The following is a 13,443-nucleotide window of genomic DNA, read 5'->3' on the forward strand; positions in this document are numbered from 1 at the left end:
CTCGTCGACGATGATGACGAGGTAGGGCATCGGAACGTCTGCCTTGGCATTGTACTCAGCGATGTTGCGCACGCGGTTCTGGGAGAGCAGCTCGAAGCGCTGGTTCATGATCTCGGTGGCCTGCTTGAGCACGAGGGTTCCCGTCTTCGCGTCCTTGACGATGCGCTGGTTCGGATTCGGGTTCGTGTTGGCCAGGTGCGGAATGCCCTCGAAGATGGAGAGCTCCACCCGCTTGGGGTCGACCATCACCATCTGGACCTGCTGCGGCGTGAAGCGGTAGAGCATGCTGACGATGACCGTGTTCAAGCACACCGACTTGCCGGAACCCGTGGCGCCTGCAATCAGGAGATGCGGCATGCGCAGCAGATCGGCCACCACCGCACGACCGCTGATGTCCTTGCCAAGGGCCAGCATGCACCCCTGCCCATTCTGGAAACCGGCGCTCTCGATGATCTCGCGCATGGGCACAGCGTCGACCCGGGAGTTCGGCACCTCGATGCCGATGGCCGACTTGCCCGGGATGGGCGCCTCGATGCGAATCGCCTGCGCGGCCAGGGCCAGGGCGATATCATTGTTCAGACTGGTGATCTTGCTCACCTTCACCCCACGCGCGGGCTGCAGCTCGTAGCGGGTGACGGTGGGTCCTTTCTCGACGTTGACGATGCGCGTCGCGACGCCGAAGCTGTTCAGCGTCTCGACGATCACCCGTGAGAAATCGGCCGCCGACTCGACACCGACCGAGACGCTCGAGGTGTTCAGCAGATCGACCGGCGGCAGCGCGTAGCTCACCACGCGGGCGACGCGAGGCGCGTCTGCGTCTCCCTCGGGCAGCGGGAGGGAGAGCGCTCGGGCGCCCGGCGCCTCGCTCTCTGCCCACGCCCGCGCGAGCACCGCGGTGGCATCAGCGTCGTCCGCGTCAGCGCGGGTGCCGCTGGGCTCGAACGGCGGCTCGTCGTCGAAGACGGGCGCCCCGTCATCGCGTGACGTCTCATCGGGCCTCGCGAGTGTGTCAATCTCATCGAAGATGGGCTCGTCGCCGTCCGCGAGGTCTTCCTCGTAGCCTGGGATCTCGAGATCATCGTCGACCGCCTCGATGGGCTTGGACAGCGCCTCGACAGCGGTGGAACGCGACACGGCGGCGCCGCTCTCCGAAGGCCCTCCTTGCGGGGTCTCGGCAAGAACAGGCTTCGACGCCTCGAGCATGGGCGGGAACTGCGGCCCGCTCTCCACAGAGGAAGAGGCCTCTGCGCGCTCGCGTCCGCCCTTGCGCTCGGTGCTGGAAGGGACCTCGGCGGGCGGCTGAACCGGCGGAGAGGTCGGCCTCTCGGCCGGTGTCGCGCTGCCCTTGCGACGAGCGCCGTTCGTCGACGACGACTCGGCGACGGGGACCAGCGGCTTGACCGTGACCGGCGGAACGAACCCCTCTGATTCGGCCACCGGACGACCATCAGAGACACTGTCGTCGCGCTCAGACACCACCCCGTCCGCGAAAGCCCACAGACCACGCGATCCGCGTACCCAGACCGCCTGCACGAGGCGCACCGCAAGTGCGCCGGCACGCCAGACGAGACGCAGCGGAAGAACCAGCCAGCGCGCCGGCCCACGAAGGGAGACGCGGGTGATCCACTGGATGTCGATGAGCGCCAGGGTCACGGTGGCGATCCAGGCGCCTGGCACCCCCAGACCCGCGCGAACCCCAGTTCCCACAAACGATCCGAGACGCCCCCCCTGACCGCCCATCAGGTCTGCAAGACCTTCGAGACAGACGAAGAGGACTCCGAGGGCGAGTGCCAGCATGGGCACACCGAGCGCCTGGTGTGGGATGAAGGCCTCCATGCCCACGAGAAGAACGCATGCGGCCAGGATCACCCCCCCCTGCCCCAGGGCGTCACGCATCCACAGGCCGAACGGCGAGAGCGCGCCCACCGACGACGGGGCCAGAACGACAAGTGCGAGCAGCAGCGCGCACGCCACCAGGACGATGCCCGCCATCTCATCGATGGGCGTGGCCGGGTGCACGGGGCGCGCGGGGCGGCGCGCGAGCCATCCTCCCTTGGGAGCCGCGGGTCGAGAGGGCTTGCGCGCGCCGCGCCCCTTGGAGGACGACGACGTTCCCTGCCGCGGTGACGTGCGCGGCTTCTCGGCGGCCTTCACGGAGGTCTTCACGGCGCTGCGAGAGGCGCGCCCCTCGTGGCGGGCTTCGGGTTTAATTTTTTTCATACGGCAATGATAGCAGACCCCATGCCCTGTTGCAACCTGACGTGTTGCGCCCTCGCGTGCACATAGCCCGCTGCGTTGGAGGAGAGCGCCGAAAGAGCATGGAATGCCGACCCCCTATGTGGGCTCGCCTCAAGAAGAAGATCGTCCTCTTCATGTTCATCATGGGTCCCGGCATCATCACGGCCAACGTCGACAACGATGCCAACGGCATCGCCACCTACTCACAGGCGGGCTCGACGTTCGGATACAAGATGCTCTGGCTGCTCATCCTCGTCTGCCTGTTCCAGAGCGTGGTGCAGGAGATGTGCGCGCGCATGGGGTGCGTCACCGGGAAAGGCCTCTCCGACCTCATCCGCGAGCGCTTCGGCGTGCGCGTGACCATGGGCGTGATGTTCGTGCTCCTCCTCGCCAACCTTGCGAACACCGTGGGCGACTTTGCCGGCCTCGCCGCCGGCACCGAGCTCTTCGGAATCCCGCGCTGGATCAGCGTACCCGCCGGCGCTGTCTTCCTCGGCCTGCTCATCGTGGGCAGCTCCTATCAGCGCGTGGAGAAGGTCTTCCTGGCCGCCTGCATGATCTACGTCACCTACGTGGTGAGCGGCTTCATGGCGCACCCGGACTGGTCAGAGGTGACACAGGCCGCCCTGCACCCGCAGGTGGAGTGGACCCCCGGCTTCCTCGGCCTGAGCGTCGCTCTCGTGGGCACCACCATCGCGCCGTGGATGCAGTTCTTCCAGCAATCGGCCATACGCGACAAGGGCATCCAGAAAGAGGACTATCAACTCGAGCTGCTCGACACGGTCTTCGGAACCATGCTGATGGCTGCCGTGGGCGCGTTCATCCTCATCGCCTGCAGCGCAACCATCCACCACGCCGGGCTCCCGCCGGTGGCCAAGGCCGAGGACGCGGCAAAAGCCCTCGCCCCGCTGGCCGGAGCGCACGCACGAACGCTGTTCGGCATCGGGCTGATCAACGCCGCGTTGTTCTCGGTCTCCATCATCCCGCTCTCCACGGCATACGCGGTGTGCGAGGCGTTCGGATGGGAATCCGGCGTTGGCCTGTCGTTTCGCGAGGCCCCCGTGTTCTTCGGCCTCTACTTCACGATGCTCGGTGTCAGCGCGGCACTGGTGATGATCCCGAACCTTCCCCTGGTGCCCATCATGGTATTCTCACAGGTGATCAACGGCGCTCTTCTCCCGGTCATCCTGGTCTGCATGCTGCTGCTCATCAGCAACCGACACGTCATGGGAGACTGGGCCGTGGGACGAGGCTATCGGGCCTTCGCCTGGACTTGCACCGCGCTGATCATCGCCTTGACCGCAGCCCTCATCTTCTTCACCGTGAGAGAGGCCCTGGCGGGTGGCAGCGCGACCCAATCGCCCCGCACCTCGGCTCACGCCCCTGCGTGCGTGGCCTCGGTCAACCGCCGCTGAACGCGTCTACGGCCGCGCTGAATGCCTCGAAGAGGCGAAAGAAGACCGGGTACGCGGCCCACAGCTCCTCCGGGTGGAACTGCACACCGATGGCAAACGGTCGTGACGGGTCCTCCACGGCCTCGATCACCCCATCGTCCGCCCTGGCCGTGACGACGAGGCCCGCCCCCACCTGACGAATGGCCTGGTGATGGATGCTGTTGACCTGCAGGCGCTCCTCACCGAGAACGCTTCCCAGCAGGCTGTCCGGCGAGACCGTGATGGGATGGGTGAGCGAGCCCCTCGCCTGACCGTAGTCAGTCTGACGGTGATGCTTCGGGGTGGCTCGAGGCTCATGCTGATCATCGATGTCTGCCCACAGGGTGCCTCCCAGCGCCCAGTTCATCACCTGCGCGCCACGACAGATCGCCAGCACGGGCATGCCTCGTCGCCACGCCTCGTCGAACACGGCCCGCTCCCAGGTGTCGCGGTTCCCGTCGACACCGTACACCAGGGGATGCCAGGGCTCGGTCTCGCCCTGTGCCGCGGGATCGATGTCGCCTCCCCCTGCGAGCACGACGCCCTGCACTTCGTCGAGGCGCTGCGCCGCCACGTCCGCGTGGTGGGCGGTGACGTCAGCCGATGAGAGCACCAGCACCTCGAGCCCAGCGGCCTCCAGCGCGCCGCGATACGGGGTTGCGGTATCGTGCATGCGACCCACGGTGAGCACGACCCGCCTGCGGTCGGTCATGCCGCAGGTTCCTCGACGAGGGGTTCAGCTCGGAAGGCGTGCCCCATCAACGTAGCGTGGAGACGAGATCGTGGCGCGTGATGATGCCGACCAGGGCCCCTTCGCGCATCACAGGAACGCGGTTCACCCGCTTCGTCAGCATCAGCTCGGCCACATCGCGAAGCGGGCAGTCATCGTCGACCGTCACCACCTCACGCGTCATGACCTCTTCGACGGTCATTCCCATCGACTTTCGCAGGTTCTCCTGAATCTCGTGAGGACGCTCGAGATAGATGATGCCACCCAGCAGCTCGACGTGCGCAGGAACATGCGGGCCGGCGACGCGCACGATGAGGTCGTCTTCGGTCAGGATCCCCACGAGATGGCCATCTTCGTCGAGAACAGGCACCCCCCCGATGCGTCGATCGCAGAGCAGACGGGCCACGTCCTGCACGGAGTCTGTTGTGCAGGCCGTGATCACATCTTCCGACATGACGTCGCGCGCGAACCGCGCCTGCGAGGTCACTGCTCCAGGTCGAACCCGCGGGTTCGAACCCCCGCGGACAGCTGCAGTCGATCGGTGGGGGCGAACTGCGCCTCGACGATGTCGAGCGCCTTGAAGAAGCAGAAGCGGTCGACGCGCTCGTCAAAGCTGTCTGAGGGGTCGAGATACAGGTAGAACGGCGTGCGTCCACACATGGTCCCGGCCTCGTCGTCGAGCACCGCGGGCACGTAGATGTTCTGCGACATCTCAGCCTCATCGGTGGTCGCCATGAGGCTGGCCATGACGTAGGTCAGGGCCGATCTGCGGCGCGCGTCTGACAGCATCCAGGCCGCATCACCGAGAACCGGTCGCATGCTCGACACCCACGGGGCGTTCGAGACAAACTCGGCCGCCCGCAGCTCGTGCTCGAGCTCGGGGAAGCGCTGCCCAAGAGGCGCCTCACCCGCCTGCGCGTCACGTGCCTCCCACTGGTTGAGAAGATCCTGCGCTCGCTTGGCTTCTCGCACGATGGTGGCGGCATGGCGCTCATAGAGATGGTTGAACCCGGTGCTGGCCGCCCGCTGCGTGGCCTCGCCCAGAACGCGCGTGAGCTGCTCCTGTGAGCGATACTCGTACCAGCCGTCTTCACGGCCGTCGATGTTGGCGGCCCGCTCTCGCACGCCATCGACCCCGAAGAACGGGCGAACCAGGCCGTTGTGGAGAGGATAGCGATCATGGAGCGCCATCGCAATCTCGACGGTGAACCTTCCGGTGCGGCGCGCCGCCTGCACCAGAACCCACCCCTTCCAGTAGCTGCTGATGGGGCGGGTGAGCGGCTGCAGCAGGTAGCGCTCGTTGACGAGCGGCTCCTCGATGACGAAGTCACGCAGGTGATAGCCCCGCGATCGCTCGATGATCTTGCTGAAGCTGATCATCGTCCTTGTGCCGAGTCCGTCTTCTGCCGACATGCGCATCTCTTCCGATAAGTCTTGGGGGGGTCTTCTCGAACCATCCCCGTTCAACCCTTCCCCAAACGGGCTAGATCATCGTGACCGCCCCAAGCTCGAGAGGGCGCGTGCGAATATCGTCGAACGCGTGCGGCATCTCATCGGCCACGTCGCTGGCGAGCCACCCCACACGCGCGCGGCGCGCGGCCAGTCGATCACCTGCGTGCCCGTGGGCGAACACCCCCGCTACCGCCGCTTCGAACGTGGCCACGCCCTGTGCGAGCAGAGACGCGATGACGCCCGTCAACGCATCTCCCATGCCGCCACTTGCCATTCCCGGATTCCCGGTGACATTGATGCGGACGCGTCCGTCTGGGGCCGCCACCACGGTGCGATGGCCCTTCAGCACGACCACGCACCCGTGACGCCGAGCGCACGCGCGGGCAACCTCGACGGGCCCGCGAACGACCGCTTCCACCGCCTCCCCCATCAGAACCGCCATCTCGTTCGCATGCGGCGTCAGCACACGATCCGGTCGTGATGTGGAAGCCAGGGGCAGCGCACGCAGACCATCGGCGTCGACCACCATCGGCACCTCGATTACGTCGATCAGAGCGGCGAGCACCTGAAGGGTCGCCAACGATCGCCCGACGCCCGGACCCACCGCCACCGCGTCAGCGCCAGATGTGGCCTCTACCAGACCTTGCAGCGACGACGCGCCAAAGGCACCTTCTCCATCGTCATCCACCCGTCGGGTGAGCGCCTCGGGCAGCAGCCCTTCGGGAAAGCCCCCGATCGATCGGGGGTGGGCCAGGGTGGCCAGACCGGCGCCCGCGCGGAGCGCGGCGCGCGTGACGATGACGGCGGCCCCCGCCATTCCAGCCGCGCCGGCCACGATGCTCACGCGGCCCACGGAGCGCTTGTGTGCGGTAAGCTCCCGCGCAGGAAGCCACGATCCGATGGCCGTGGGAGTCGTCACCTCGACCCCGTCGCAGACCGACTCGATGAGAGAAGGCGGAAAACCGATCTCGGCGACGTGAAGACGGCCGCAGTGCGCGGCTCCAGGATGGATCAGCGCCCCTCGCTTCAACGCGCCGGCACACACCGTGACCGCCGCACGAACAGCACACCCGAGCACGTGACCCGTGCTGCCGTGAACGCCGCTGGCGATGTCCACGGCGATGACGGGTGCCGCCGCGTCATTGAGCAGGGCCACGACACCAGCCGCCAGCCCCTCTATCGGCCGCTCGAGTCCCGTGCCGAAGAGTGCGTCCACACACACGCCCGCCTGCGAGATGGCAGCGGCGGCACGCGGCAGGTCGACCGCGGCGTCGACCTCGATGACCTCGATCTGGTCTGCCGCCACGTGCTGCAGCAGAGACCACTGAACAGCCGCGTCTCCCCGCGCCTGCGTGCGCTTGCCCAGGGAGACAACCCTGACCGCGACGCCGCGCGAGGCGAGGGTGCGCGCCACAACGAGCCCGTCACCGCCATTGTTGCCCCGCCCAGCGACGACGGCGACACCGCGGCCGAGATGGGTGGCGAAGGCGGTCTCGATCAGGCGAACCACAGCCCGGCCCGCATTCTCCATCAAGACCAGGCCGGGGAGGCCGACCTCCTGGATGGTGCGTCGGTCGACCTCCATGGCCTGCTGTGCCGTGAGTGCAAACATGAGTGCGTGCCTACGCCGCACGCCCGCCGCCCCCCTGCACCTCATCGAGCCACACGGCCATGGAAACAAGAAGGCCTTCAGAGACGTGTCTCTGAAGGCCTCGGTGCGACACGCGCAGCGTCAGCGAAACTGCTGCTGCGCCTGCGCCAGCACGACTATCGCTTGGTCCACTGGAACCCGCGACGAGCGCGCTTGCGGCCGTACTTCTTTCTTTCCTTCTCGCGCGGGTCGCGCGTGAGGAGTCCGGCCTTGCGAAGCGAGGGGCGGAGCGCCGCATCGAAGTTCACGAGCGCGCGGGCGATGCCGTGACGAATGGCACCCGCCTGGCCGGCGATACCGCCGCCGTGCGCGTTCACCTTCACGTCGAACCGACCCGAGTTGCCCGTGACCTCGAAGGGCTGGCGCACGATCATCTCCATGATCTTGCGGCCCATGTAGACGTCGATGGGGCGTCCGTTGATCTCGACCTCACCCTTGCCGGCAGTGAGTCGCACGCGCGCGATGGCGGTCTTGCGACGGCCGGTGGCGAAGAACATGGGAGCAGATGTCTTGGTTTTGGCCAATTCAGTTCACCTCTTGTGAATTCTCACGCCTGCGCGCCGAGGACGGCAGTCGGGACCTCGAGCCGCTTGGGGCTCTGCGCCTGATGGGGATGAGCGGCTCCCGCGTAGACCTTGAGCTTGCCCATGCGGACCGCGCGGAGCTTGTTGTTGGGAAGCATGCCTTTGACGGCGTGCTCGATGACGCGCTCCGGATGACGCTTGAGCATGTCCTTGGCGGACGTCAGGCGCAATGAGCCCTGATAGCCCGAGTGGCGCCAGTAGAACTTGTCGGTGAGCTTCTTGCCGGTCAGCACGACCTGCTCAGCGTTCACCACGACAACGTGGTCACCCATGTCGATGTGAGGCGAGAAAGTCGGCTTGTGCTTGCCCGTGAGGACACGCGCGATCTCACACGACAGGCGACCCAGGGTCTTGCCCGCCGCGTCGATCTCGAACCACTCTTTCTGAACCTCCTCGGCTTTGATGCTGAAGGTTCTCAACTTACTTCCTCCTATTGTATCCGGGGTTTCCCGGGGTGCCCGTCGCCCTGGCTCGGCCTGGTGGGAGTCGGTGATTCGACCCGCCAGGCGGGCGGGGACTCGCCGCTCCGCGCGTTGCCGCTCTGCCGTTTCGCGCGGCACGCGGGCGTGGAGACCGTGGTCAATGATGATCAGTGCGCTCGATTGTACATCACGTGCGACCGGGTGTCAAGCACCTCGACGCGCGCAGCCTCGCCCGCTTCGAAGGGACGCGCACCCGTCGCACGCATTCGACGGCTACTGCAGCACCGCCCAGGCGATGCCGTCGTCCGTCTCGAGGTCGCGAGACACGGTGCGCCCGAGAACCAGTGGAAGGCGATCAACGAACTCGCCCTCGTCAGCGCGCTTGCACGTCACGTCTTCCTCCGAGAGAAGCGTCCCGGCCTTGATGGGACGACGAGCCACGAGCCGCTTGCGGGCGACCATGCGGTACTTGTGCTGAGACTCGCTCATCCCGCGGAAGAAGGGGTCGCCCAGGGCCGCCTCGGCCTTGCGCAGCCGCACCACGAAGTCGGCGAACTCGTCTGGGTTGAGGGCCGACTCGAAGTCCTCGCCCTTCTTCGAGCGGTCGTGCGTGATGTGCTTCTCGATCATGCACGCGCCGAGAGGAATGGCCATGAACGGGATCTGGGTCGACACGGGGTCATCGGCATCGATGTGATCAGCCAGACCCACGAGGCAGTCGAACGTGCGCTGCAGGGTGCGCAGCTTCAGCAGATCGGTGTTCTCGATCTTCGTGGGATAGTTCTGCTGCCCGAACAGCATCACGTAGTCGTAGAGGCCTTCATCGTGGAGCCAGGCGAGCACCTGCTCCATCTCCCCGATCGACGCCCCGCCGACGCGCAGCAGCAGTGGCTTCTTCTCGCGCGCCACGGCGCGCACGAAGCGCTCTTCGACGAAGCACGCCGCGGAGAGCACATACAGATCCGGGTCGAGGGTTCGGGCCAGCGCGAGGCTCGGCTCGTCATTGGCCATCACCACCAGCGCCATCCCTGCATCGCGCGTGGCCTGGGCGATCTCTGCCCACCACGCGTCGCGCACATTCACGTCGCACAGGTAGCGGAAGATCTTCGTGGCGTCCTTGCCCGCCGAGACCCGCCCCTCACCGCTGCCGTAATGCGGCACCATGTATGCTTCCATGTTGGTGATGTGCACGCTGAGCGCGTCGGCGCCAGCCTGCGCCGCGCCGCGTGCGATGGCGAGCGCCAGATCCTTCTGGCCGTCGTGGCTCCACGCCATCTCGGCTACGACATAGGTTCGGGCGCCGCCCACCTCGACTCCGCGCACGGAGAACTTGTTCATGTCAGGCTCCTCAGGGATGCCCCGCCAGATCTGCGGCCCCTCGTCGGGTGGCAGTCGCGCGGGCTTGGATTTGGTCGGCGCCTATTCTACGAAGCGTGCGCTCCGTCCCTGCGCCCGCTCACTCGGTTCGGCGCGTCGGCTCAGGACGGTTCCTCGAGATCCGCCTCTCGCACCGGCTCCCCGCCGTGCACCGGGCGCGCAAGACGACGACCCACAAGGCTGTCGCGCACGCGCGGATGAAGACCGCTGGAAGGACGAAGGGCGATGAGGCTGCCCGCGGTCACCGTCTCACCCCGCGCAAGGTCATCGGCCCAGAACAACGACTTGCGCGCCACCGCGGCCACGCCCAGCTCGACCGGGCGGGGGCGCTTGACCCCGTCACCCAGGCACTGCTCCACCGTGCGGATGCCCGCGACCAGCGACGCCAGCCAGGCTGGCTCGAGAGAAGCCCTGTGATCGGGCCCCGCCATGCGCGTGTCGAGGGTGAAGTGCTTCTCGATGACGCATGCCCCCAGGGCAACCGCCGCAAGCGAGACCTCGATGCCCAGCGTGTGGTCGGAGTAGCCGACCGGATGGCGAAACGCATCGCGCAGGGTCTGCATCGCGCGGAGGTTCACATCTGCCGTCTCCGCAGGATAGCTGCTGACGCAGTGCAGGATGGCAAGACCCGAACAGCCCGCCGTCTCGATGGTTCGCACCGCCTCCTCGACCTCACCCAGCGTCGCCATCCCGGTCGAGATGATCAAGGGAAGACCGAGCCGCGCCACGTGCGCGAGGAAGGGGAGGTTGGTGAGGTCGCCCGACGAGATCTTGAAGCCGGGCACGCCCAGGCGATGCAAGAGGTCTGCGCTCTCCTCGTCGAAGGGCGTCGACATGAACATGATGCCCTTGTCCCGGCAGTGCGCGATCAAGACCTCGTGGCTCTCCGGAGAGAGCTCGAGACGCGCGAGCATGGCCGCCTGCGACTCGTCGGCGTCAGTGGTCTCGCGCTGGTAGGCTGCCTTGGCGGCGCTGCGTGCGGCCAGACGGTCGGTGCGAAAGGTCTGGAACTTCACCGCATCAGCGCCGGCCTCTGCCGCCACGTCGATGAGGCGGCGCGCGATGTCGAGATCGCCGTTGTGGTTCACCCCGGCTTCGGCGATGATGAAGCACGGGTGCGCGTGACCCACGGCCCGCGGACCGAACGAGAGATGGGACTGCTGGCTCAAGATCTTCCTGCCTGCCTCGGCAGAGGGTTCGCCAGGAGGTGCAAGCGCGGTCCCCGACGGCCTCTCCGGTTTCTACTCGTCGTCGTCGTCATCGACGTCGTCGTCGAGCGCCTCGTCTTCCTGCGTATCGATGGCAAAAACCTGCCACGCAAGGAGCTCATCGCTGTCGAATGCATCGATGTTGGCGATCTCGTCCCGGCGGATGAGGGTGAACCCTGCCTCGCGGGTCTCGCGCTCGAAGTCCTCCTCGGTCTGCTCGTAGGGGCAGGCCAGGATACCGAGATAGACGTCTCCCTCGTAGACCCCGAACACGTCGTCCTCAACCCGTATCTCGTACGGCATGGATGCGCTCTCCCAGGAATTGGTTGCCGCATATCGGCCTTCGACGTCGAAGACAGCGACGCCTCAGGCAGAAGAGGTTGGATGCCGGTCGAGGCTGATCCTGGCAACGAAGGTTCCCTTCCACTGCTCGACGAATCGGCTCGTCGCCCCCCGGGGCACCCAACCTGCTTCTGGAGGATACCATGGCGATCAAGATCGGTAGCGATCTCCCCGCGCTCAGCGGCGCAACAGAATGGGTCAGCAGCGAGACCAGCCGCGAGGCCCTGCTCGGCAGCCCCACCCTGGTTCACTTCTGGGCCATCAGCTGCGGCATCTGCTCTGAGCAGATGCCCCAGATCGTGAAGTGGCGCGAGACCCTCGAACCGCGTGGCCTGCGCTTCGTGGGTGTGCACATGCCCCGCTCCGAGCGCGACACCGAGGTCGATCGCGTGAAAGAGGCGGCCGCCGACTACGGGCTCACCCATTCGGTGGCCATCGACAACGAGCACACGATCACCGATCTGTTTGAGAACAAGTTCGTGCCGGCGTTCTACCTGTTCGACGCCGAAGGGCACCTGCGCCACTACGCGGCGGGCGAGCACGGCATCGGCATGCTCGAGAAGTCGATGGAGCGCGTGCTCAGCCGCAGCGAGGAGAGCGCTACGTAACCCCTCCCCCGCGCGCTGCCAGCCTCACACCGCCTCGAAGAAGTGAGCGTGCAGCGCGCGCACAGCGGCCTCGCACTCGGCGTCGCTGATGACGAAGGTGATGTTGATCTCGGAAGCCCCCTGCGAGATCATCTCCACGTTCACCCCCGCGGCGCCCAGGGTGCTGAACACCCGCCCTGCAAGGCCCGCGGTGGTCTTCATGCCCTCGCCCACCAGACAGACCACGGCGCGATCGGGCACGAGCGTCACCGTCGCGGTGTCGCGCAGCTCGCGGGCCGCCAGCTCGATGGCCTCATCGGAGATGCCCACGGTGAACGACACCTGCACCTCAGACGTGGAGATGACATCGACGGGCACGTTCTGTCGCGAGAACGTCTCGAACACGCGGGCCATGAATCCGCTCGAATCGAGCATGCCCGTCGACATGAGGCTCACGCTGGTGACGCGTCGACGCATCGAGATGCCCACCGGCCCGCTGGCGCGAGTCTCGACTGCAGCAACGATCTCGGTTCCGGGATCTTCCGGGCGGAAGGTATTCTTCACCCATACGGGGATGTCGTCGCGCATGGCCGGCTCGATGGTCTTGGGGTGAAGAACCTTCGCGCCGAAGTACGCCAGCTCGGCCGCTTCAGCGAAGGCCAGTCGCGGAACCACCCGCGCGGTCTTCACCACCCGCGGGTCGCACGTCATGATGCCCGACACGTCGGTCCAGATCTCGATGGCATCTGCTCGGAGCGCCGCACCGAAGAGCGACGCCGAGAGATCGCTGCCCCCGCGGCCCAGGGTGGTCACACGCCCCTCAGTGTCATGCCCGATGAAGCCGGTGACGACCGGCACCACGTCGGCCTCGAGGGCACCGTAGGCCGCGCGCATGCCCTCAGGCGCCTCGGCCAGCATGCGCGCCGACCCGAAGGTCGAATCAGTGCGCATGCCCAGCTCCCAGGCGGCAAAATCGCGCGCGGGCAGGCCGCTCTCGCGCAGCACGTGCGCGACCACGCGCGCCGACATGCGCTCCCCCAGCGACGCGATGCGATCGAGCGTGCGCAACGTGAGCTCGCCCAGCAGAGAGACCCCCTCGTAGAGATGCAGCAGGGTCTCGAGATGGTCGTCGACAAGGTTCGCGGCGAGCCCGAGCTCAGACAGCAGCTGGCGCTGCCGATCGACCACGGGCGCGCGCAGCGCCGCCGCCTCTCCGCCCTCGAGCGCGCGGCGCGCCCCATCGAGCAGCAGGTCGGTGACCTTCGAGGCAGCCGAGACCACCACGAAAGGACGTCGCTCCCGCGCCTGGCCCACGATGCGGCTCACCTGCCGAATCATGTCGCCGCTTCCTACCGATGTGCCACCAAACTTCATCACAATCATGAGGCGGCGCATTCTCGTCTTCATCTGCCCTCTCCT

The 13,443-nt window shown here is 66.7% G+C and carries 13 protein-coding genes; 2 read left to right on the forward strand and 11 right to left on the reverse strand.

What is annotated here, in order from left to right; genetic code table 11:
- Positions 1-2,166 (reverse strand): hypothetical protein (locus EB084_08995; protein ID NDD28384.1); only part of this gene is annotated, 2,166 nt, incomplete at its 3' end.
- 170 nt (positions 2,167-2,336) lie between these two features.
- On the opposite strand from EB084_08995, the gene EB084_09000 reads away from it, so the two are divergent.
- Entirely contained in the window at positions 2,337-3,653 is a 1,317-nt protein-coding gene (locus tag EB084_09000; protein NDD28385.1) for a divalent metal cation transporter, read from the forward strand.
- Here the strand turns inward: EB084_09000 and EB084_09005 are convergent.
- The 9 genes from EB084_09005 to EB084_09045 form a co-directional block, all read right to left on the reverse strand.
- Entirely contained in the window at positions 3,640-4,383 is a 744-nt protein-coding gene (locus tag EB084_09005; protein NDD28386.1) for a gamma-glutamyl-gamma-aminobutyrate hydrolase family protein, read from the reverse strand. The genes EB084_09000 and EB084_09005 overlap by 14 nt on opposite strands.
- A 46-nt stretch (positions 4,384-4,429) precedes the next feature.
- Positions 4,430-4,855, reverse strand: coding sequence for a CBS domain-containing protein (locus EB084_09010; GenBank protein NDD28387.1), 426 nt, complete (start codon positions 4,853-4,855; stop codon positions 4,430-4,432).
- Positions 4,856-4,884: 29 nt separating this feature from the next.
- Positions 4,885-5,820: a hypothetical protein gene (locus EB084_09015; protein NDD28388.1), complete on the reverse strand. Its 936-nt coding sequence runs from the start codon at positions 5,818-5,820 to the stop codon at positions 4,885-4,887.
- Positions 5,821-5,884: 64 nt separating this feature from the next.
- Positions 5,885-7,510: an NAD(P)H-hydrate dehydratase gene (locus tag EB084_09020; GenBank protein NDD28389.1), complete on the reverse strand. Its 1,626-nt coding sequence runs from the start codon at positions 7,508-7,510 to the stop codon at positions 5,885-5,887.
- A gap of 110 nt (positions 7,511-7,620) precedes the next feature.
- Positions 7,621-8,001, reverse strand: a complete 381-nt coding sequence (locus EB084_09025) for a 30S ribosomal protein S9 (protein ID NDD28390.1) — start codon at positions 7,999-8,001, stop codon at positions 7,621-7,623.
- Between the two features lie 50 nt (positions 8,002-8,051).
- A complete protein-coding gene (locus tag EB084_09030; GenBank protein ID NDD28391.1) occupies positions 8,052-8,507 on the reverse strand; it encodes a 50S ribosomal protein L13 in 456 nt (151 codons plus the stop codon).
- Between the two features lie 276 nt (positions 8,508-8,783).
- Positions 8,784-9,848: a hypothetical protein gene (locus tag EB084_09035; GenBank protein NDD28392.1), complete on the reverse strand. Its 1,065-nt coding sequence runs from the start codon at positions 9,846-9,848 to the stop codon at positions 8,784-8,786.
- A 140-nt stretch (positions 9,849-9,988) separates the two neighbouring features.
- Positions 9,989-11,017: an N-acetylneuraminate synthase gene (neuB, locus tag EB084_09040; protein NDD28393.1), complete on the reverse strand. Its 1,029-nt coding sequence runs from the start codon at positions 11,015-11,017 to the stop codon at positions 9,989-9,991.
- A gap of 111 nt (positions 11,018-11,128) precedes the next feature.
- Entirely contained in the window at positions 11,129-11,398 is a 270-nt protein-coding gene (locus EB084_09045) for a hypothetical protein (protein NDD28394.1), read from the reverse strand.
- A 188-nt stretch (positions 11,399-11,586) separates the two neighbouring features.
- On the opposite strand from EB084_09045, the gene EB084_09050 reads away from it, so the two are divergent.
- Positions 11,587-12,045 (forward strand): TlpA family protein disulfide reductase, encoded by a 459-nt coding sequence (locus EB084_09050; GenBank protein NDD28395.1) that lies wholly within the window; start codon positions 11,587-11,589, stop codon positions 12,043-12,045.
- A gap of 24 nt (positions 12,046-12,069) precedes the next feature.
- Here the strand turns inward: EB084_09050 and EB084_09055 are convergent, their stop codons facing one another.
- Positions 12,070-13,431, reverse strand: coding sequence for an aspartate kinase (locus EB084_09055; protein NDD28396.1), 1,362 nt, complete (start codon positions 13,429-13,431; stop codon positions 12,070-12,072).
- Positions 13,432-13,443: the final 12 nt, after the last annotated feature.

It is taken from the genome of Pseudomonadota bacterium (genome assembly GCA_010028905.1).
GTDB lineage: Bacteria > Vulcanimicrobiota > Xenobia > RGZZ01 > RGZZ01 > RGZZ01.